This is a genomic window from Candidatus Pelagibacter sp. Uisw_130, assembly GCF_047722505.1.
Taxonomy (GTDB): Bacteria; Pseudomonadota; Alphaproteobacteria; order Pelagibacterales; family Pelagibacteraceae; genus Pelagibacter.
The window spans coordinates 163231-182879 of record NZ_CP159814.1 but is presented as its reverse complement, the minus strand read 5'-3'; the positions used below and the strand labels follow the sequence as shown (position 1 = coordinate 182879).

General features: G+C 25.2%; 23 protein-coding genes and 1 rRNA gene. 6 read left to right on the top strand and 18 right to left on the bottom strand.

Going from position 1 to position 19649, the window contains the following annotated elements; all coding sequences use genetic code 11:
* Positions 1-11: 11 nt before the first annotated feature.
* From ABXT55_RS00960 to ykgO, 6 genes are read right to left on the bottom strand one after another with little or no spacing between them, the layout of a single operon-like run.
* Positions 12-710: a transaldolase family protein gene (locus ABXT55_RS00960; protein ID WP_415284898.1), complete on the bottom strand. Its 699-nt coding sequence runs from the start codon at positions 708-710 to the stop codon at positions 12-14.
* Between the two features lie 4 nt (positions 711-714).
* Complete coding sequence (locus ABXT55_RS00955) at positions 715-2109, bottom strand: NAD(P)(+) transhydrogenase (Re/Si-specific) subunit beta (RefSeq protein WP_415284897.1); 1395 nt, start codon at positions 2107-2109, stop codon at positions 715-717.
* 2 nt (positions 2110-2111) lie between these two features.
* Positions 2112-2420 carry a proton-translocating transhydrogenase family protein gene (locus ABXT55_RS00950; RefSeq protein ID WP_271512636.1) on the bottom strand — a complete coding sequence of 103 codons (309 nt, stop codon included), beginning with the start codon at positions 2418-2420 and terminating at the stop codon, positions 2112-2114.
* Between the two features lie 4 nt (positions 2421-2424).
* Positions 2425-3513, bottom strand: a complete 1089-nt coding sequence (locus ABXT55_RS00945) for a Re/Si-specific NAD(P)(+) transhydrogenase subunit alpha (protein WP_415284896.1) — start codon at positions 3511-3513, stop codon at positions 2425-2427.
* A gap of 10 nt (positions 3514-3523) precedes the next feature.
* Positions 3524-3634: an aa3-type cytochrome c oxidase subunit IV gene (locus ABXT55_RS00940; RefSeq protein WP_415284895.1), complete on the bottom strand. Its 111-nt coding sequence runs from the start codon at positions 3632-3634 to the stop codon at positions 3524-3526.
* A 4-nt stretch (positions 3635-3638) separates the two neighbouring features.
* Positions 3639-3764 carry a type B 50S ribosomal protein L36 gene (ykgO, locus tag ABXT55_RS00935; protein WP_006997331.1) on the bottom strand — a complete coding sequence of 42 codons (126 nt, stop codon included), beginning with the start codon at positions 3762-3764 and terminating at the stop codon, positions 3639-3641.
* Between the two features lie 100 nt (positions 3765-3864).
* On the opposite strand from ykgO, the gene ABXT55_RS00930 reads away from it, so the two are divergent.
* The gene (locus tag ABXT55_RS00930) at positions 3865-4668 is read left to right on the top strand and encodes a glycosyltransferase family 2 protein (protein WP_415284894.1); all 804 of its coding nucleotides are present in this window, start codon (positions 3865-3867) and stop codon (positions 4666-4668) included.
* On the opposite strand, the gene ABXT55_RS00925 is transcribed toward ABXT55_RS00930, so the two are convergent.
* Both ABXT55_RS00925 and ABXT55_RS00920 read right to left on the bottom strand, forming a co-directional pair.
* Positions 4631-5608, bottom strand: coding sequence for a GDP-mannose 4,6-dehydratase (locus ABXT55_RS00925; RefSeq protein WP_415284893.1), 978 nt, complete (start codon positions 5606-5608; stop codon positions 4631-4633). The two genes, ABXT55_RS00930 and ABXT55_RS00925, sit on opposite strands and share 38 nt — an antisense overlap.
* Entirely contained in the window at positions 5605-6357 is a 753-nt protein-coding gene (locus tag ABXT55_RS00920; protein WP_415284892.1) for a nucleotidyltransferase family protein, read from the bottom strand. Before ABXT55_RS00920 ends, ABXT55_RS00925 begins: the two co-directional genes overlap by 4 nt.
* Before the next feature lie 151 nt (positions 6358-6508).
* On the opposite strand from ABXT55_RS00920, the gene ABXT55_RS00915 reads away from it, so the two are divergent.
* A complete protein-coding gene (locus ABXT55_RS00915) occupies positions 6509-7510 on the top strand; it encodes a glycosyltransferase family 2 protein (protein WP_415284891.1) in 1002 nt (333 codons plus the stop codon).
* 19 nt (positions 7511-7529) lie between these two features.
* On the opposite strand, the gene rrf is transcribed toward ABXT55_RS00915, so the two are convergent.
* The 3 genes from rrf to ABXT55_RS00900 form a co-directional block, all read right to left on the bottom strand.
* A 5S ribosomal RNA gene (gene rrf, locus ABXT55_RS00910) occupies positions 7530-7644 on the bottom strand.
* A 54-nt stretch (positions 7645-7698) separates the two neighbouring features.
* Complete coding sequence (locus tag ABXT55_RS00905; protein ID WP_415284890.1) at positions 7699-8580, bottom strand: NAD-dependent epimerase/dehydratase family protein; 882 nt, start codon at positions 8578-8580, stop codon at positions 7699-7701.
* Complete coding sequence (locus ABXT55_RS00900; protein WP_415284889.1) at positions 8577-9500, bottom strand: GDP-L-fucose synthase family protein; 924 nt, start codon at positions 9498-9500, stop codon at positions 8577-8579. Before ABXT55_RS00900 ends, ABXT55_RS00905 begins: the two co-directional genes overlap by 4 nt.
* Positions 9501-9584: 84 nt before the next feature.
* Between ABXT55_RS00900 and ABXT55_RS00895 the strand changes: the two genes are divergently transcribed.
* Together ABXT55_RS00895 and ABXT55_RS00890 are read left to right on the top strand one after the other, a co-directional pair.
* Positions 9585-10106 carry a UDP-N-acetyl glucosamine 2-epimerase gene (locus ABXT55_RS00895; RefSeq protein WP_415284888.1) on the top strand — a complete coding sequence of 174 codons (522 nt, stop codon included), beginning with the start codon at positions 9585-9587 and terminating at the stop codon, positions 10104-10106.
* Between the two features lie 178 nt (positions 10107-10284).
* Entirely contained in the window at positions 10285-11043 is a 759-nt protein-coding gene (locus ABXT55_RS00890) for a glycosyltransferase family 2 protein (RefSeq protein WP_415284887.1), read from the top strand.
* Here ABXT55_RS00890 and ABXT55_RS00885 read toward each other — a convergent pair.
* From ABXT55_RS00885 to ABXT55_RS00865, 5 genes are read right to left on the bottom strand one after another with little or no spacing between them, the layout of a single operon-like run.
* Positions 11032-11721, bottom strand: coding sequence for a class I SAM-dependent methyltransferase (locus ABXT55_RS00885; RefSeq protein WP_415284886.1), 690 nt, complete (start codon positions 11719-11721; stop codon positions 11032-11034). The genes ABXT55_RS00890 and ABXT55_RS00885 overlap by 12 nt on opposite strands.
* Positions 11722-11727: 6 nt before the next feature.
* Positions 11728-12930 carry a hypothetical protein gene (locus ABXT55_RS00880; protein ID WP_415284885.1) on the bottom strand — a complete coding sequence of 401 codons (1203 nt, stop codon included), beginning with the start codon at positions 12928-12930 and terminating at the stop codon, positions 11728-11730.
* Positions 12931-12944: 14 nt separating this feature from the next.
* Positions 12945-13979 (bottom strand): GDP-mannose 4,6-dehydratase, encoded by a 1035-nt coding sequence (gene gmd, locus ABXT55_RS00875; protein WP_415284884.1) that lies wholly within the window; start codon positions 13977-13979, stop codon positions 12945-12947.
* A gap of 2 nt (positions 13980-13981) precedes the next feature.
* Positions 13982-14653, bottom strand: a complete 672-nt coding sequence (locus ABXT55_RS00870; RefSeq protein WP_415284883.1) for a glycosyltransferase — start codon at positions 14651-14653, stop codon at positions 13982-13984.
* Positions 14653-15378 carry an FkbM family methyltransferase gene (locus tag ABXT55_RS00865; protein ID WP_415284882.1) on the bottom strand — a complete coding sequence of 242 codons (726 nt, stop codon included), beginning with the start codon at positions 15376-15378 and terminating at the stop codon, positions 14653-14655. Before ABXT55_RS00865 ends, ABXT55_RS00870 begins: the two co-directional genes overlap by 1 nt.
* Positions 15379-15438: 60 nt before the next feature.
* On the opposite strand from ABXT55_RS00865, the gene ABXT55_RS00860 reads away from it, so the two are divergent.
* Complete coding sequence (locus ABXT55_RS00860) at positions 15439-16179, top strand: glycosyltransferase family 2 protein (protein WP_415284881.1); 741 nt, start codon at positions 15439-15441, stop codon at positions 16177-16179.
* A 5-nt stretch (positions 16180-16184) separates the two neighbouring features.
* Positions 16185-17453, top strand: coding sequence for an O-antigen ligase family protein (locus ABXT55_RS00855; protein ID WP_415284880.1), 1269 nt, complete (start codon positions 16185-16187; stop codon positions 17451-17453).
* A gap of 5 nt (positions 17454-17458) precedes the next feature.
* On the opposite strand, the gene ABXT55_RS00850 is transcribed toward ABXT55_RS00855, so the two are convergent.
* Together ABXT55_RS00850 and ABXT55_RS00845 are read right to left on the bottom strand one after the other, a co-directional pair.
* Positions 17459-18487, bottom strand: a complete 1029-nt coding sequence (locus ABXT55_RS00850) for a hypothetical protein (protein WP_415284879.1) — start codon at positions 18485-18487, stop codon at positions 17459-17461.
* Complete coding sequence (locus ABXT55_RS00845; protein WP_415284878.1) at positions 18481-19626, bottom strand: glycosyltransferase; 1146 nt, start codon at positions 19624-19626, stop codon at positions 18481-18483. Before ABXT55_RS00845 ends, ABXT55_RS00850 begins: the two co-directional genes overlap by 7 nt.
* Positions 19627-19649 lie beyond the last annotated feature (23 nt).

Below are 19649 nucleotides of genomic sequence, written 5' to 3'. Positions count from 1 at the left end.
TTTACTTAAAATTAAATCTTAAACTTTGATTTTTTACTATCCACTAAAAAATCCTTAACTGTTTCTTTTGTGAGTTGGTCGAATGTTTTTCCAAAATTTTCTATTTTTTCAATGGTTACTGGTGGAATAGTAATAATATGACAACCCAACTGTTTTGCTTGTAAATAATTGTAAGGCTCTCTAACACTCGCCCAAAGTATCTCTACATTTTTAAATTTTTTTGCCATTGTTATACTTTTTTTAAACTCTGGAACCGGGTCTTTGCCAGTGTCCCCTGCTCTACCAGCAAATATTGAAATTATAACTTTAGTTTTTTTGTTAATTAATTTTAGAATTTTTTCTGTTTGTTTTGCGCTATAAATCGCTGTTATATTAATTTTAATTTTTAAATTATTAAGTTCTTTAATAATTTTACCCATAAAAACACCTTTAGAATTTGTAACTGGCACCTTTACATAAACATTCTTTCCCCAAGTATTAATCTGAAGGGCTTGTTGTTTCATTGCTTTGTATTCGTCTGCAAATACTTCTAATGAAACAGGTTTGTTATTACAAATTTTTAATATTTTCTTTGAATAAGATTTGTAATCTTTTGCTCCTGCTTTTCTCATTAAGCTAGGATTAGTCGTAAAACCTTTAACTATTTTTTTCTTATTGAATTTTTTTATTTGATCTAATTCTGCAATATCACAAAATATTTTTGTTTTCATCAATTTAAAGATTTTTGGTTATATCCTCAGTCATTTTTTTTGCATCTGCAAATAACATTAGTGTGTTGTCTTTATAGAATAATTCATTATCAACTCCAGCATATCCAGGAGATAAACTTCTCTTTACAAACAGTACTGATTTACATTTTTCTACATCTAATACTGGCATTCCATAAATTGGACTTTGTGGATCAGTTTTTGCAATTGGATTTGTTACATCATTTGCACCAATTACAAACGCAACATCTGCATTTGCAAAATCATTATTAATCTCTTCTAGTTCAAAAACCTCATCATAAGGGACATTCGCTTCAGCCAATAAAACGTTCATGTGTCCAGGCATTCTTCCTGCAACTGGATGAATTGCATAAGTAACTTTAATATCATTTTTCTTTAAAGTATCTACCATCTCTCTTAGCGCGTGTTGTGCTTGAGCTACTGCCATACCATAACCTGGAACAATTATAACTGATGATGCATTTTTCATTAAGAAGGCGGCATCTTCCGCATTACCACTCTTAACTGGTCTTTGCTCTTTATTTTCTGTTGATGCAGATTGTTCTGTTGCACCAAATCCTCCTAAAATTACATTAAAGAATGAACGGTTCATACCTTTACACATTATATAAGACAAGATTGCACCTGAAGATCCAACAAGCGCGCCCGTTATAATTAATGCAGTATTTTCTAAAGTAAAACCTATTCCTGCAGCAGCCCAACCAGAGTATGAATTTAACATTGAAATTACTACCGGCATATCTGCTCCACCTATTGGAATGATTAATAAAAACCCTATTAAAAATGAAACTGCTATTAATACCCAAAAAAAGTTAGATGACTGCGATGAGCTTAGTAAGTAAGTTAAAATTAGAATTGAAATTAACAATAAAGCATTAAGAAAATGTTGTCCTTTAAATGTGATTGGTGACCCAGACATTATTCCTTGAAGTTTTAAAAAGGCAATTATTGAGCCTGAAAATGTTATAGCACCAACTGCAGCTCCAATTGACATTTCAATTAAGCTCGCAAGTTTAATGGCTCCAGGTGATCCTAGATTGAATGCTTCCGGATTTAAGAAAGCTGAGATTGCAACAAAAACTGCTGACAAACCAACTAAACTGTGAAAACCTGCCACTAATTCTGGCATAGCAGTCATTGGTATCTTGTAAGCTATGAATGCTCCTATAAGGCCACCTACTAGTAAAAAAATTAATACATAAGTCAGACCAGTAGAAAAACTTCCAACAGATAAAAAGGTAACTGTGATAGCTATCACCATTCCCAAAATTCCAAAAAAATTACCTTGTCTTGAAGTTTCTGGTGATGAAAGACCTCTTAATGCCAATATAAATAATACCCCTGAAACTAAATAAAAAATTGCTGATAAATTTGCTGACATAATTATTTATCTTTCTTCTTTTTTTTATACATTTGAAGCATTCTTTGAGTGACCAAAAATCCTCCAAATATATTAATGGCTGCAAGAGATATTGCTAAAAAACCAAGAATGTTCGATATTGTAAAAACGTTGTCTGCACTTCCTGCTAAACCTGCAATTATAGCACCAACAATAATTACTGATGATATTGCGTTAGTAACTGACATTAATGGCGTGTGCAAAGATGGTGTCACACTCCACACAACATAATAACCAATAAAAATTGATAAAATGAATATGCTTAATCTAAATATAAAAGGGTCTATTTCCATAAATCTACTTAATTAATGTTTTGTTAATTATTTCATCTTCTAAATTAATATTAATTTTTTTATTCTCTTTATCATATAAATTTGACACAAAATTAAATACATTTTTTGAATAAAGATTTGAAGCCGAAACAGGAAGTTTATTAAGGATATTTGTTTCACCCATAATTTTTACTCCATTTCTAGTTACAATTTTGTCAACCTCAGTAAATTCTGAATTACCACCTTGAATTGCTGCCAAATCATAAATAACAGAGCCTGATTGCATATTATCAATCATGGGGCCTTTAATGATTAATGGAGCTTTTTTGCCTGGAATTAAAGCAGTACATATTACAATATCAATTTTCTTTAAAGTTTCGGCTAAAAGATCTTCTTGTTTTTTCTTAAATTCATCGGACGCTTCTTTCGCATAACCACCCTCTGTTTCGAGGTTTTCTGATCCTTCAACAGTTAAAAATTTTCCACCTAAGCTTTCAACTTGTTCTTTTGAGGCCGTTCTTACATCTGTAGCAAATACAATAGCACCCATTCTTTTTGCTGTTGCAATAGCTTGAAGACCAGCCACTCCTGCACCAACCACTAACACTTTTGCTGCAGGAACTGTGCCCGCTGCCGTCATCATCATTGGTATTGCTTTTTCGAAGTTTGCGAATGACTCTATTACCGCTTTGTAACCAGCTAAGTTGGCTTGGGATGAAAGTATGTCCATTGATTGTGCCCTAGTTATTCGAGGCAGCATTTCTAAAGAAAAAATATTAATATTCTTTTTAGATAAATTCTCTATTTTTTCTTTATTAGCAAAAGGATTAAATACCCCAACTAGAGTTTGGTTTTCTTTTAAATTGGAATTATTTTCATCTGATAATAAACCTAATTGAATAATGATATCAGCACTATTTAAAATTTCAGATTCGTTGGTTGAAATTTCGACACCTAAATCCTTATAGTCACTATCTTTAAATCCTAAGTGTTCTCCATAATTTTCGACTATAGTAACTTTAAAACCAAGGGCTATATATTTTTTTGCAATATCAGGGGTGATTGCTATTCTTTTTTCTACTTTTTGATTTTCTAAAATTGAAACGATTCTCATAGAGCAAACTCTATAGTAAGAATATTGCCATTAAAACTAAAACACCTATAACAGCGACAGTTCCCCACAATACAAATTTTGTAAAAACATCCCAGGTATCTTTATGGTCATTGCTATCCATAAAATTACTTCTGTCTTGCTTTAAATTTTGGGTTTGTTTTGTTGATTATATAAACCCTACCTCTTCTTCTTACCAGTTTAGAATTAAGGTCTCTTTTTTTTAATGATTTTAGTGAGCTTTTAATTTTCATTTTAAATTATTTTATTTAATTAATGTCAATCTTGTACTTTTAATAATATATTTGGTCAATATTTTTATTAATAAACAATTCTAGTCCATAGACTGATATAATGAAATTTAGTATTCTTATAAACACACATAATCAAGATAAACATTTAAATAAAGCAATAAAGTCATGTTTAGATCAATCCTTTAGAAATTATGAAGTTATTATATGTGACACATCAGATAAAAAACAATATATAAAAAATAATAAATTTTTTTCTAAAGAAAATATACACTATTTTCATCTTCCCTCGAAATATAAACAAGCTGAGCAAAACCAAATGGCAAAAATTCAAATTGGTTTTAAAAAATCTAAAGGTGATTTTATTTGTTTAATGGATGGTGATGATTATTTCAGTAAAAACAAACTTTATTTTTTAGATAAATTAATAAATAAAAAAAAAATTTTCTTCAATCAAGATAATCCAATGCTAGTTGAAAAGAATTTTACCATTAGTAAAAAAATTAAAAAAAAAAGATACAAGTTAAATTTTCTATTTAAACAATTTATTAATGACTGGCCACAAATCTATGGAACAAGCTCTATTCTTGTAAGACGAAAAGTGTTAAAAACATTCTTTAAAAAAGCAAAACCTTTTAATTGGAAGTATCTAGCTATCGATGCACAGCTTAGTATATTTTGTAAAATAAATTACGATATTTCATGTGATTTAGAACAATTAACAAAAAAAAATATTCACAATAATAACTTAGGCAATCAGTACTTAAACTTATTTAGTAAAAAATTTTGGATCAGAAGGTACATGCAACATAATTACTATTCTTTCATTAAAAAAAAGCAAACACTTACTTTTGATTCTATTTTAACTGCTATTTCTTATTATTTTTTAAAAATTTGTAAAATTTAATATACCAAGAAATTGTTTTCTCGAGCCCTATTTGCATATCCGTTTTAGGTTTCCACCCAAGATCCCGATTAATTTTAGAATAATTGAGTCTTTGAAAATTTAACTCTTGTTTAGATGTATTAGATACTATTGATTTTAATTTAACACTATTCATTTTTTTAAGTATCATATTTACAACTTGCAAAACTGAATAATTAAATTTTGAACTTACATTGTAAATTTTTAGATGATCCTTTGAAGATTTAATTTTATTAAATAATTTTAAATAAGCATCCACAACATCTTCTACAAAAACATAATCTCTTCTGGCTCTGCCGTTTGATCTAATTATAAATTTTTTTTTAGCGATAGTAGATAAAATCACTTCAGGAATTAACCTTCCAAGATTTAAATCTCCAGGACCATATATATTTCCACATCTTATAATGCCTACTTTCATTCCATATGTTTTGCTGTACGATTGGCATATTAAATCAGATGCTGATTTTGATACATCATACGGATATATTCCGTCTAAGGTATCATCTTCTTTATATTCTTTTCTTTTATTGAGTTCGCCATATGCTTTATCACTTGAACTATAAATAAAGGTAATTTTTTTATTTATTAATCTAATATTTTCTAAAAAATTTATAGTACCCATCACATTGACTGAATGGGTTTCGTATGGTTTTTTCAGAGAATCTAAAACTTGCGTTATCGCACCAAGATGAAAAATTGCGTTTATCTTATTTTTTTTTATTATACTTTCTACTAATTTTTTATTAGTAAAATCTCCTTGAATAATCATTTTTGGTTTTTTGGGTAAAAATATTAATCTTTTAGAATTTTTTTTCTTTTCTAAAATAAATATATTGTGTTTTAAATTTATAAGTTTTAAAGTCAATGGCTTGCCCAATAAGCCAAACCCGCCAGTTATAAGTATATTTTGTTTTTTCATAAATTTTTTAACTTGATTTTTGCACTCATTAATTCTTTTTTATCATTTATGCTATAAAAATATCCTTTATGTTCATAACTTTTTAATAAATTAAGTTTAGTCAATCTTGGCAAAAAATGACTCTCGAGTTCGAGATTATTTTTATTATAAGACATTAAAATTTTTTTAGAAAATAAATAAAACCCTATATTTATTGGATGCTCATGTGGTGGTTTTTCAATAAATTTTTTAACGTCACCACTTTTATTGACGATAAGATGTCCATATTGAGATCTTTTTTTATATATTGTAATTATTGCTTTTTTTCTTTTCGTTAAATTATATTTTTTTACAAGATTTCTTAAATTAACGTTGGCTAAGTCATCTCCATAAACAACTAGTATGTCATCATTATTAGTATAATTAAAAGATTTTTTAATTCTTAAGAATTTTTTTGTATTTTCTCCTGCATCAAAGTATGAAATATTTATTTTATTTAGTTTTAATTTATGATTTTTAGAATTATTTTTTATAATATTAAAATTATATTTGTTTATGTTTTTTTTATTGTTAAAAAATTTAATAAAAAAACTTTTTTTTGATCCAAGCGGAAATATAAAATGATTAAATCCAAATCTTTTAAAATTATTTATAATATTTATTAAAATTACGTTTTGGTTTAATTTGGATAATTGTTTTGGAGGCTCATTAATTGCAGAAAACCTTGAGCCAATACCTCCAACTAAAATTACTACTGATATTGAATTCATGATATTTTCAAACCAATTAGATACCATGCGTCCAAAGTAATGTAAAACACCTTTTATAAATTTAAATTTAAAAAATATTAATATTCAACTATAAACTAATAAATATGTTAATTAAATTCTAAAAGTCTACTTAAATTTAAAATTGGAAATAATGAATAAAAGTATTTTAATAACAATTCTTACTTGGAATGATTGGGAAAATACAGTGGCTTGTCTCGAGAGTATTTTCCAAAACGAATATAAAAATTTTGATATCCTTTTAGTAAATCAAGGATCTGAAAACTTCCACATTAAAAAAATTAAAGATTGGTCAGAAAATAAAATTAAAATAGATGATCCTGAAATTGAATTTAATAAAAATAAACAAATTCAAATCATTGACGTTACCAAAAACTTTAAAGTAGCTTCAAAAGGTAATAGAAATATTTACTTGCATAATTTAAAAGAGAATATTGGTTTGGCCCCTGGTGTTAATATTGGATTCAAATTCTCTATCCAAAATCAATATGACCTTACAGCAAGAATTGATTGTGATTTTATAATTACTAAAAATTATTTAAAAAATATGTCATCTATATTTTTAGATGAAAATGATATTGTTGCTGCTTCACCGAAAATAAAACATGCGTATCTTAGAAATACTATTTGGTGGAAAGGTTTTAAATCAACTTGGTCATATTTGAAATTTCAAAGGACAATGAATTTACAAAAAAAAAGAATTATTGATAACTCAAGCTATAAAGATATTATTGAAACTGATATGATCGCTGGCTGCTGTTCTTTTTATAAAACTGAAGTTTTTAAAACTACTGGTCTAGAAGATGAAGATTTTATTTTTGGACCAGATGATGCCGAATTATCATTTAGATTAAAAAAAATAGGAAAACTTGTTGTCAATCTTAATTCTGAAACTTTCCACAAAATAGCTAGTAGTATTAATGTTTCTGGATGGTATTTCAGGAGTTATAATGAAACTAAAGGTTTTCTAATGTTGATTCAAAAAACTGGCACACTCTCAGACAAAATAATCGGTTACATCTACCACATACTTAGGGTTCCTTATTTCTTTATCTTGTTAGCTTTTAAGATTAGAAAAAAAGATAAAGTTTTAGGATTTTACAAAGGATGTTTAGATTTTTTTTTTAAAAAATAAAACTAAAACTTAAATAATAGCCTGGCAATGTCCTACTCTTCCGTGTCTTAAGACAAAGTACCATTGGCGCTGAAGGGCTTGACTTCCGAGTTCGGAATGGGATCGGGTATAACCCCTTCGCAATAATCACCAGGCAACGCTGGTATATAGGAAAATGTTAGATTGTAAATGTTTTTTTTAATTAATAATCAATTATTTTTAATAAATTCTTTAATATAAAGACCCAAATCAACTTTTCCAAATCTTTTAAAAACCTTGTTTGATAAACTCATATTTGTTAAAGCAGAAGCATACCTTTCTCCTTTTCTTTTGGGTAGTAATTTGACGCCTTTTTTAAAAAAATGAGCTACTTTTAAAATACTTAAACTTTTTTTATTTGAAATACTGTAATGTCTGCATTTATTTTCTTTCCAAGCATAATAACAAGTTTCAACGGTATCCATTATGTGGGTAAATCTTCTTGTTTGTGTGCCTGGCAAAACTACTGGCAGCTTAGTATTTTTTTTATAACTGTTTTCAAATATTCCAATTACGGTTGCCATATCTCCTTCACATATTTGTCTTGGTCCATAAACATTGTAAAAATAAACTATTTCAAATTTAAAATTAAACCATTTTTTAAGGTTATTTAACATCTCAAGATTTTTTGCTTTGGTGAATGCGTATGGGGATAAATTTTTATCCTGTCCAGCATTACCAAGTGTCGCAGAAGTTGCTGAATAGATTAATTTAATATTATTTTTTAAACAAAAATTAAATACTTCATTTGTGCCAATAGTATTTGAGTCAATACACTGATTGAATTTTAAAAAACTTTGATAAATTCTAGCAAACTCACCAAAATGAAAAATTGAATTAATATTTTTTCTTAACTTGTGTAAAATTTTTGAAATATGCTTAGTGTTACTTTTTATATATTTAACTCTTTTGCTCTGTATATGATTTATTTTTTTTCCAGATGAATAATCATCAATACTAATTATTTTATATTTAGTTTTTTTTATAAATAGTTCTATTAAGTTTGTTCCTACAAAACCCGCACCTCCAGTTACAACAATTATATTTTTCATTTTCTATCAAGTTTTTTTAAAAATTCTTGGTATGTTTGATCAAATCCATCATCTAAAGAGGTTTTAGAAACCCACCCATATTTTTTTGCTTTAGATATATCCAAAACTTTTCTTTTCATACCGTCTGGTTTTGAAGATTTAAATTTAATTTTTACACTTAAGTTTAATTTTTTTATTATAAACTTAGCATATTCTTTAATTTTCATATCTTTGCCTGTGCCAATATTTATTAATGTATCTTTAATTTTTTTATTCATAAAAAAAATACAAGCATCCGCAACATCATCAACATAAATTAATTCTCTCAAGGGCTGACCGCTACCCCATACTTCTAAAAAATTCTTTTTATTTGATTTACATAAATGTGCTTTATGTATTAAAGCAGGAAAAAAATGAGAGTTCATTAAATCATACGTATCATTTGGACCGTAAGTGTTAGCTGGCATAAGACATTTATAATTTGTTTTGTATTGCTTATTGTACGCTTCACACATTTTAATTCCTGCAATTTTTGCTACAGCATATGGCTCATTACTTTCCTCAAGTTTTCCAGATAGTAAATAATCTTCTTTAATCGGTTGCTTAGAAAACTTAGGATAAATACAGCTGGAACCTAAAAAAATTAAATTCTTTACTCCATTTAGATAGCTAGAATGAATTAAGTTGTTTTGTATTTGTAAATTTTCATAAATGAAATCTCCACCGTAAACACTATTCGCATGAATACCCCCTACTCTAGCAGCAGCAATTATCACAATTTGAGGCTTATTTTTTTTTAAAAACTTAAAAACTTCATCTTGATTTAATAGGTTAAGTTTTTTTTTATCCTCAATAATAATTTTTTTATAACCTTTTTTTTTTAGTTTTCTCAATATTGCAGACCCCACAAGGCCTTTATGTCCAGCAAGAAATATTTTCATAAAATAGTTGTATATCTTTTTATATAATTTATTGCATATATAAATACTATTAAAATAGTAATTAATTATAAATAATATTTATTAATGAAAATTTGCTTTGTTCTAGGTACTAGACCCGAAATAATAAAATTATCCCCATTAATAAAATTGTGTGAAAAAAAAAAAATTAAATACTTTATTATTCATACCGGACAACATTATACATATTTAATGGATGGGAAATTCTTAGATGATTTTAAAGTTATTCCTAAGTACTCACTTAAAATTAAAAAAAAATTTTTACCTACTGCCATAACTGAGTTATCAAAAATTATTTTAAAAGAAAAACCAGATTTTGTAATTAATCAAGGAGACACCAATACTGTTTTGGCCTCGTCTTTAGCTTGCAATAAGTTAAATTATAATGGTAAAAAAACTAAATTAGTTCATGTAGAAGCTGGACTTAGATCGTATGACAAATCTATGCCTGAGGAAATAAATAGAATTATTACAGATCAATTAAGTGACATATTAATGGTACCAACCAAAGAGTCAAAAAAAAATCTTTTAAAAGAAAATATTACAAGTTTTAAAATTTTTATAGTAGGCAACACTATTTCTGATTGAATAAAAGAAAATAAAATAAAGATCAATAAAAAAATTTTATTTAAATTAAAACTGAACAAAAATTGACTATGCTTTAAATAAAATGATGAAATCTAAAAATAAATGGAATAACCCTTATGGGGTTAATATAAGTAAAAAAATTTTACAAATTTTGACTAAAGAATTTAAGCTAAAATAAATGTCTAAAAAAATTTTTTATATATTTCCATGTTATAATGAAAGTTTAAATCTGAATAAAATACTAAGAGATCTTAATAACTTTTATAAATCAAAAAATATATCAGTTAAGATTATTATTGTAGATGATGGTTCTAAAGATAGCTCAGTCAAAATAATTAATAATTTTAAACATCAAAACTCACAAAAAAATATTTCTATAAAGATCATAAAACATAAAAAAAATATGGGACTAGGTAAGGCTCTTAAAACAGGTTTCGAATATTGCTTCTTAAAAGGAAAAGATGACGATGTTTTAATAACCATGGATACAGACAACTCACATACGGTAAGCCTAAGTTATAAAATGGTAATGACATTAACTCATAATGATTATGACATTGTAATCGCATCTAGATTTAAGAAACACTCTAAAACAGCAGGAATAAATCAATTAAGAAAATTTTTAAGTTTTGGTGCTGCAATATTATATAAAGTTTTTTTTCCGATTAAAAATGTCAGTGATTATACATCTGGTTTTAGAGTATTTAAACTTAAGCCAATTAAACTGGCTTGGAAAAATAATAAAAAATTTTTTTCTGAAACAGGTTTTTCTGCATCTGCTGACATTTTACTCAAACTATACAAATATAAATTACGTTTTTATGAATTACCCATAGATCTAAGATATGATTTGAAAAAAGGTGAATCAAAAATGAAAGTATTTCAAACTATATATTTAAACATAGCTTTAATAATCAAAAGAAAATTATTTTTTTAAAGTTATATTATAGAATAAATTTAAATCCAGAGATTTAAGTTTAAAAGGTAAATAACTTTCATTAATGATATTTTTTGAGTAGTAATATTTTATTATAGATTTTAAATTAAATATTGAGTTAATATGTTCTGAGGCAATCATATAATCGTATTCAATATTGGAAATATTTAATTTCATTTTTACACTAAATATTTTAAGAAAAAACCTTCCCACTCTCCATAAAAAACCTGGATCACATGGCAATGCGATAGACAGTATACCATTCTTTTTTAATTTAGACATCATGTCCTTAAGAAAGTATTCAGGGTCTGGTATGTGCTCTAAAACATGGGAAATAATAATTCTATCAAAATAATTTGATTTAAATGGAATTCTTTTTCCATTATATTTTTTAAAAAGAATTTTTTTATTTCTTTTAAATTTTTTTGTTAAATAATGAATTGCAAATTTTGAATTTTCTAAAAATATGTATTTTCCATAATTATGAGAAACATACATTAAATGAGGTGAAGAACCTGCGCCTATTTCAAGAACTCTACTATTATTATTAAATTTTTTTAAATGTTTATTTTTTTCCAGTTGGTTATGACAATTTTTCATCAATAAGCCAACAGTTCCTTTGTCTTGATATGTGTTATATTTTTTTTCTAATTTATCAAATATTTTTTTTTTATACATATTAATTTATAATTGAAAAAAATTTATTTTCTTTAATTGTAATCCAATTAAAACAGAAAGTAATGAAAAAATTATAAACTTACAAAAGAAAATTAATGCTGATTTAATAAAAAAAGAATAACTAAGCACTTCACCTGATAAAGAATAAAAACTATTAAATGATAAAAAATAACAAATTAGGATTAAATATTTAAAGATCCCAAGCTCCAATTTCATCAAATATGGGATTGTTAGGATTAAAAACATTAAACGATAATCAACATTAGCACCTATTATGAAGGTACCCACATAAATCGAGGCCCCTGATAAAAAAAACTTATCTATCTTATTATTTATATTTATTAAAATTTTTTCTTTGTACCCAACTATAATTAGAAGAAAAGCATATGCAAAAAACATTAACATAACTAAATTTCTAAAAAAATTAATGTTTTGATTGTTAAGAAAAAAATTATACTCTTGAGATAGATGGAAAAAAGCTTTTAACATTGTTCTAGATCCATATGCAATCGGTAATGCCATTTCTACAATACTATTGTTTGCTAATTTAATTTCTTCGTAATAAAAAAAAAATATAAAAAATAATACAAAAAATACGAAGATGAAAATGTCTCTTTTTTTTTCTATTAGCAGTGATGTTAAAAATATTGGATAATATTTTAAAACAAAACCTATAAAGATTATAAAAGATTGTAAAATTTTATTTTTTTGATTTAAAAGAAAATAAACTAATAAAAAAATTATTAAATCAGTAGACAATCTTTCTATCATTATAAAGTTAGAAGTCGAAAAACACAAAACTATCATAAAAACTTTAGTGAATTTATGATTGGTGTTAACAATAAAGCTAATTAGTGCATAAAAATAAAGAGTTAATAGGGTTATTATGCTTAAATTATATATTAAAGTATTTTTTAAATTTAGGATATCAAATAAATATATCCAAATTCTTGGATGTGTACTGATCTTTGCATTACCAGCTGAGATTAAGGTGCATTCTTGACTTATGCTTATACCTAATTCTCCACATTGTAAAAAAAGTAGGTGTGCTTTAAAATCTGAAAATGGTACAACATTAGGTGGAATTTTTAAGAACCCCCAAATACTTGACCATACATTATAATTTAATGAGATATAAAAAATTGATAGTGCTAGTAAAATTGAAATACAGCATGAAAATAATATTTTTTTATCAATATTTGTATTCATTTAAAATTATTTAATTAGTTTAATAATTTTATCTCTTCACTAATCATTTCTTTAATAAGCTCATTTACTTTTATCTTAGGTTTCCATTTCAGTTTTTTGAATGCTTTTTTTGAGCTTCCAAGAAGAGTGTTGACCTCTAGTGGTCTATAATAAATTTTATCGCATGCTATAATCAATTTACCATTTAAATCATAGGCTTTTTCATTAACTCCTTTTCCTTTCCAGGTAATTTTAATTTTGAGTTGCTTTACAACTATATTGATAAAACTTTTAACACTTATTTGTTTACCTGTTGAGATAACAAAGTCTTCCGGTGTTTTTTGTTTTAACATCAACCACATAGCCTCAACATATTCTCTTGCATGCCCCCAATCCCTTTTTGAGTATAAATTACCTAAAAAAAGGGTTTTCTGTTTACCATATTTAATTCTACATAATGCTTGAACGATTTTTTGGGTTACAAATGTTTCCCCACGCCTAGGACTTTCATGATTAAACAAAATTCCATTACACGCATACATACCATACGCCTCTCTATAATTAATTGTTATCCAGTGCGCATATAATTTTGCAACCGCATAAGGGCTGGCTGGATGAAATGGAGTATTTTCATTTTGAGGTATTTTTTCAGTTTTGCCATACAGTTCTGAAGTACCTGCTTGATAAAATTTAGTTTTTTTTATTAAATTATTAAATCTAATAGCTTCTAAAATTCTTAAAGTCCCTAATGCATCTGCATTAGCCGTATATTCTGGTGACTCAAAAGAAACTGCAACATGTGACTGCGCTGCAAGATTATATATTTCATCTGGCTTAATTTGCTTAATTAGACGTGTAACATTTAAAGAATCTGTAATATCTCCATAATGCAATATGAAAGATCTTTTTTGAATATGTGGGTCTTGATAAATGTGATCTATCCTTCCTGTATTAATTGAAGACGAACGTCTTTTCACACCATGAACAATATAGTTTTTTTTTAATAGAAATTCTGCAAGATAGGATCCATCTTGACCAGTGATTCCAAAAATAAGAGCAATTTTTTTCATAATTAAAATTTTTTTACCAATAATTTTATCATTTCAGATAATATTAATAGCCCATCTTTTATTGCATTAACCTTTTTTTTTCCACCTATTCTTGATCTTTCAAAGCTAGGCACGCATTTATACACTAAATCTAATTTTTTTGCATTAATTGGTAGTTCAACACAAATTCTAAAATCATAATTATTAAGTTTTAGTTTTTTAAATGAATCTTTTTTTCCCATAATATAAGTAAACAAAATATCAGAAATTTTTAATTTAAAGAAAAAATTTCCAAAAAAAGTAAAAAACTTATTGCCAACAAGTGTTACTAAATCATCATCATCACTGCCACCTTCAGGTTTTTGATATCTTGATGCAAATATAAAATCTTTATTTTGACATTCATCATACATTAATTGTAAATATTTTGGATCCATTGATCCATCAGCATTTATTATGCAACAATATTCTGTTTCAACTGCATTAATACCTTCAATAAGGGCGTTACCATATCCGTTTCTAGATTGTTCTAAAATCTTTATGTCAGGAATATTTTTTATTGAGTCAATTGTTTTAAGATCTTCTTTTTGTAATACAATTAATTTAACACAATTAAAATGCTTTAATTCTTTTAAAAAAATAGGCAGTGATTCTACTTCTTTTTTTGTTGGAATGATTAACGTTAAATCTTTCATTAACTCACATACTTACTATTATTATATATATATTCAAATGTTTTCCTAAATCTCATTTTAATTTTAAATACCTTTTTAAAACCATTTTTAATTAAATAATCATGTACATCACTTAAGTTATAATTTTTATCTAACATATTATGGAAATGATGCTCAAAATATATGTACTCCACATCTTTAATTCTATCTTTTAAACCTTTAATCACATTAAAATCATATCCCTCTGTATCAATTTTTAGTATTTTTATTTTATTTAACAAATTCTCATCTAAAAAATTTTTTAGTGTATCTACATTTACTATAAACTCATTTTCTGTAAATTTTTTAAAATTAAAAAAAGTTAAGAATTTTTTTTTTTTAAGGAAATACTTAGAGTTTTTATTTAGTTTTATTAAACTAGATGATTGTGATTCAATGGATTGATTAAAAATCATAGTTTTTTTTTCCTCACCGAGTGCATAATTAAATGATTTAATCGAAGATTTATTCATTCGTTTTATTTCTTTTATTAAAAACTTAAAATTTAAAGGGCTGCATTCAAAACAAAAAAAATTTTTTATAATCAATTCTTTATCAAATAGCTTTACTGTTTCAGCATGATGCGCGCCAACATCAATAAAATTAACAATATCTTCTGTGATATTTTTTTTAAAAAATTCAATTATTTTATTTTTATTTACTTTATCAAAAAAAGATAAAAAATAAGTTATTATTTTAACATACATGTGTTTTATTTTTTTTTGATATATAGTAGCAATACTTAAACAATGATAAGAATTTAAGCAATGCAATTAGTTTCAATCATACTACCCTACTATAAAAAAATAGACTATATACGCAAAACTTTAGACTCTATAGATAGGCAAACCTATAAAAATTACGAATTAATAATAATATATGACGATAAAGATCTGACTGACTTTCATATCTTAACAAAAATTACTAAAAAAAATCCTAAGGTTAAAATTATTAAAAACATTAAAAATATAGGTGCTGGTTATTCAAGAAACATTGGAATAAAAAACTCCCATGGTGAATTTATAGCCTTTATTGACGCTGATGATCTTTGGCATAAGCAAAAAATAGGTAAGCAAATAGCTTTTATGAATAATAACGATATTGATTTTAGTTTTAGTAATTATAAAAAAAAATTTCCTAACAAAATAGTTGAGGTTAAATATAAAAAAGAGTCAATAGAATATAAAAATTTATTAAAATCTTGTGTTATTGGACTGTCAACAGTAATAATTAAAAAAAATATTATTAATTATAATTTGTTTCCAAATCTTAAAACACAAGAAGACTTTGTGGCATGGCTTAAGATCACAAAAAAAAATTATAAAGCATACAATTTAAATAGTACTCTCGTAACTTGGAATTTTGATAAAAATTCTTTATCTACTAATTTTTTACAAAAAACACTTGATGCCTTTAAAGTGTATAATAAATACCAGAAATTTTCTTTTATAAAGTCTTTTTATTCAGTAATAATACTTTCAATTAATTCACTGAAAAGAAAATTTTAAAAATTATGGATAGTTTTTTGCTGCGTGATCTGCTGTTGTTAAAAAAAGAGAAAAAAATCTACTCTTTTTCCTTAATTCTAATTTCATTACTTCCCTTGATATTACTATTATCATCTAGTTTAGCTAATATTTCAGTTGTAATCCTATGTTTATTTTTTGTATTCTTAACTATTCAAGAAAAAAACTTGTTTTTTTTTAAAGATCCATTTTTTATTTTTTTACTAATATTTTTTTTTTATATTTTGGTCAATTTATTTTTTTCTACAGACTTTGAGGTTTCCCTTTCAAGAAGTATTGGTTTTATTCGCTTTGTTTTATTACCATTTGCAATCGCTTTTTTTTTTAAAAAAAATAATTTTAAATATATAAAATTAATTTTACAATCTTGGACTGTAATATTTCTTCTAATTTCTGTAGACCTTATTTTTGAAATTATTTTTGGATATAACATGTTTGGAATGAATAATACTTTTCCGGGAAGATTATCTAGTATACTTGGAGATGAATTGAAAATTGGTCACTATTATTATGGGTTTTGTTTTATTTCTTTATCTCTAATTATTTTAACTTTTAAAAAGAACTCCCTTAGCATTATTGGGATGCTTACGTTTATTACGATTTCATTAATGATTGGAGAAAGGGCTAATTTTATAAAATTATTTTTGGGTGCAATTTTATTCATATTTTTTTGGTATAATTTTAAACTAAAATTTAAAATATTATTACTTTTAACGATTGTGATTACATCATTATCATTAATAAATTTAAATAAAGATTTAAACAGTAGGTTTAAAGGTCAATTCATTACATATCTAACAAACAATGGACTGACAGGTTATTATTATAATTCTCAATATGGTGCACATTATGGGGCTGCTATAAAAATTTTTAAAAATTATCCTATAATGGGCACTGGCTTGAGAACTTTTTATAACGAGTGTAATAAAGATATATATAGTGATGAAAAATTTCTATCTAACGATAGTAAATGCACGACTCACCCGCATCAATTACATTTAGAAATACTATCTCAGCTAGGAATTATTGGCTATTTAATATTTTTAACATTTATTTCATATTTTTTAATCAGAGGTTTTTTTAATTACCAAAAATATAAAAATCTACTTCACTTATCTGCACTAATATTTATATTTACAACAATTTTTTTACCCTTACCGTCTGGTAGCTTTTTTACAACTTACGGTGCAATAATATTTTGGACTAACGTAGGATTAGTTTTGGCTTTTGAAAAAAAGAAAATAAGTTTTATTTAATCTTACTAATATTTTAAAGCTTTTTTAAAAAGAAAATAACACAATATATAAATAGTAAGGTTCATCAATATTGTCAAAAGTATGTGGCTGACTTTCAGGTATGTATCCATATTAATTGTGACAAATAAAATTAAAAAAAAGTATCCATTAATAAGCATAGAAACAGTTAAATGATTATTATTTTGATTTTTGATTTTTTTAGTAAAAAATTTAAATAAAATTTGGTGAAGATGATTAGTGTCTGGCTCATACATTTTTTGTTTAAAAAACAAACGTCTAATCATTGAAAAAAGTAGTTCAAAGCAAGGATACCAAAGTAGCAAAATTATGAAAAAGGGTGAAATAGAGTTTGTTGAATTAGAAAAATTTATTAAATAAATTCCCATAAAAAAAGATAATAGGTACGAACCTGAGTCTCCTAAAATAATTGTGCCAAAGAAATTAAAAATTAAAATAACTAATAAAGCTAATAAAAGACATTTTATAATTAAGATATTTGGCAATATAGGCTCAAAAAATAAAACTAAAAATAAACATATTAAAAAATTATGACCAATCAATAATGTATTTAATCCATCAATAAAATTGCTTCCATTAATAAATATCATTAGACAAAATATAGTAAAAAATTTATTAAAATAAATATTTTTGAGGTAATGGTCGATAAAAGTAATTTTTGTGAGAGGTATTTTTAAATCAACTAAATAAATAAAAGTAAACAAAAGTATTACCTGTATTAAAAATCTTTTCTTAGGATCATCTAGTAATTTAAGATCTGAAAAAAAACCTACCAAGAATATCAATCCAAAAAATAAAATATGGGTATTTTGTAATTTTTCAATAAAGAAATGAAAATAAATAAAAAATATTAATAATATAATTCCACCGATTGAATAGTTTTTAGTTTTAGTTACAAATTTTTTATGTTGTTTATCTTTTATATCTAAAAAGAATTTTTTCTTTTGAGATAAAAATAAAACGAAAAATGAACTTACAATTAAAAATATAATTAAATTAACATATATGCTTAACATAACAATGCATCCAATTGTTTGAAATGATTAAACAAAGTATATTTTTTGGAATTTTTTTTTGCATTTATTTTTTTTAATAAAATATTATGATTGTTGTCTTGTAAAAAGTCATTAATTGTTTTTACAAAAGAGCTTAGATTATTATTTTTAAACAGGTAACCTCCTTTTCCATCCAAAAGAAATTCCTTTGGACCAGAAATACAATCACTTGAAATAACTATTTTATTACAAAATGCAGCCTCTATCATAACTGCACCAGGGTCCTCCCATAAAGATGGTGACAAAACAGCATTGGCTTTAGATATAAATGGATATGGATTTTTTTTATACCCAAGTAAAATAACGTTATCCTCTAATTTTAATTGTTTTATTTCTTTTATAATATTTATTTTTTCCTCACCATCTCCAAGTATGTACAAAAATAAATTTCTATTTTTATTACACATAATTTTAAAAAGCTTAATTAATAGGGTATGGTTTTTTTGTTTAGTTAATCTACCAACACTAATAAAATAATCTTTTTGCAAATCCAGGACATCGATTTTTTTTTTCAAATTATTGTGTATTTTTGAAACATCAATTATTGGATCATATAATAAGGTAACTTTTTGAGGATCAAAAATATTTAATTTATTAATATGATTCAAAGTTTCTTTAGATGGACATGTTACTAAAAATATTTTTTTACCAATTAACCTCCATAACAATTTTCTTATAAAATTTAAACGGGGTAATCCTGAAATTCTTAAAATAAACTTTGTTTTAAAATGAAAAAATAGTAATAAGGTCAATGGTAAAGATGTTAATAAATGCACAATTAGGAAATTAGGTTTTTTTACCTTTAATAGCTTTAAGAGTGGAAAAAAATTAAAGATAAATATAAAAATAAAATAAAGACGTGATTTAAAGTAACCTGATTTATTAAGATCAAAATTCAAATTAAGATTATTTATTTTTTTAATATTGACTTTATTTTGAATAATTTCTTCTTTGTATAATTTCCATTCACCCATAGTATCCAGTAAAGACACATCATAAGAATCATAATTATATTTTTTTAAAGATAAAGCAGAATTTATGACATTTCTAATTGTTGCCACATTAGACAAATAAGGTGACCAATAGAATATTTTATTCATAATTTTATGTTAAATATTTATTA

Excerpts from the sequence above, each read along its gene's own strand:
- ABXT55_RS00960 (WP_415284898.1), bottom strand. The coding sequence starts at position 710 with ATGAAAACAAAAATATTTTGTGATATTGCAGAATTAGATCAAATAAAA.
- ABXT55_RS00955 (WP_415284897.1), bottom strand. The coding sequence starts at position 2,109 with ATGTCAGCAAATTTATCAGCAATTTTTTATTTAGTTTCAGGGGTATTA.
- ABXT55_RS00950 (WP_271512636.1), bottom strand. The coding sequence starts at position 2,420 with ATGGAAATAGACCCTTTTATATTTAGATTAAGCATATTCATTTTATCA.
- ABXT55_RS00945 (WP_415284896.1), bottom strand. The coding sequence starts at position 3,513 with ATGAGAATCGTTTCAATTTTAGAAAATCAAAAAGTAGAAAAAAGAATA.
- ABXT55_RS00940 (WP_415284895.1), bottom strand. The coding sequence starts at position 3,634 with ATGGATAGCAATGACCATAAAGATACCTGGGATGTTTTTACAAAATTT.
- ykgO (WP_006997331.1), bottom strand. The coding sequence starts at position 3,764 with ATGAAAATTAAAAGCTCACTAAAATCATTAAAAAAAAGAGACCTTAAT.
- ABXT55_RS00930 (WP_415284894.1), top strand. The coding sequence starts at position 3,865 with ATGAAATTTAGTATTCTTATAAACACACATAATCAAGATAAACATTTA.
- ABXT55_RS00925 (WP_415284893.1), bottom strand. The coding sequence starts at position 5,608 with ATGAAAAAACAAAATATACTTATAACTGGCGGGTTTGGCTTATTGGGC.
- ABXT55_RS00920 (WP_415284892.1), bottom strand. The coding sequence starts at position 6,357 with ATGAATTCAATATCAGTAGTAATTTTAGTTGGAGGTATTGGCTCAAGG.
- ABXT55_RS00915 (WP_415284891.1), top strand. The coding sequence starts at position 6,509 with ATGAATAAAAGTATTTTAATAACAATTCTTACTTGGAATGATTGGGAA.
- ABXT55_RS00905 (WP_415284890.1), bottom strand. The coding sequence starts at position 8,580 with ATGAAAAATATAATTGTTGTAACTGGAGGTGCGGGTTTTGTAGGAACA.
- ABXT55_RS00900 (WP_415284889.1), bottom strand. The coding sequence starts at position 9,500 with ATGAAAATATTTCTTGCTGGACATAAAGGCCTTGTGGGGTCTGCAATA.
- ABXT55_RS00895 (WP_415284888.1), top strand. The coding sequence starts at position 9,585 with ATGAAAATTTGCTTTGTTCTAGGTACTAGACCCGAAATAATAAAATTA.
- ABXT55_RS00890 (WP_415284887.1), top strand. The coding sequence starts at position 10,285 with ATGTCTAAAAAAATTTTTTATATATTTCCATGTTATAATGAAAGTTTA.
- ABXT55_RS00885 (WP_415284886.1), bottom strand. The coding sequence starts at position 11,721 with ATGTATAAAAAAAAAATATTTGATAAATTAGAAAAAAAATATAACACA.
- ABXT55_RS00880 (WP_415284885.1), bottom strand. The coding sequence starts at position 12,930 with ATGAATACAAATATTGATAAAAAAATATTATTTTCATGCTGTATTTCA.
- gmd (WP_415284884.1), bottom strand. The coding sequence starts at position 13,979 with ATGAAAAAAATTGCTCTTATTTTTGGAATCACTGGTCAAGATGGATCC.
- ABXT55_RS00870 (WP_415284883.1), bottom strand. The coding sequence starts at position 14,653 with ATGAAAGATTTAACGTTAATCATTCCAACAAAAAAAGAAGTAGAATCA.
- ABXT55_RS00865 (WP_415284882.1), bottom strand. The coding sequence starts at position 15,378 with ATGTATGTTAAAATAATAACTTATTTTTTATCTTTTTTTGATAAAGTA.
- ABXT55_RS00860 (WP_415284881.1), top strand. The coding sequence starts at position 15,439 with ATGCAATTAGTTTCAATCATACTACCCTACTATAAAAAAATAGACTAT.
- ABXT55_RS00855 (WP_415284880.1), top strand. The coding sequence starts at position 16,185 with ATGGATAGTTTTTTGCTGCGTGATCTGCTGTTGTTAAAAAAAGAGAAA.
- ABXT55_RS00850 (WP_415284879.1), bottom strand. The coding sequence starts at position 18,487 with ATGTTAAGCATATATGTTAATTTAATTATATTTTTAATTGTAAGTTCA.
- ABXT55_RS00845 (WP_415284878.1), bottom strand. The coding sequence starts at position 19,626 with ATGAATAAAATATTCTATTGGTCACCTTATTTGTCTAATGTGGCAACA.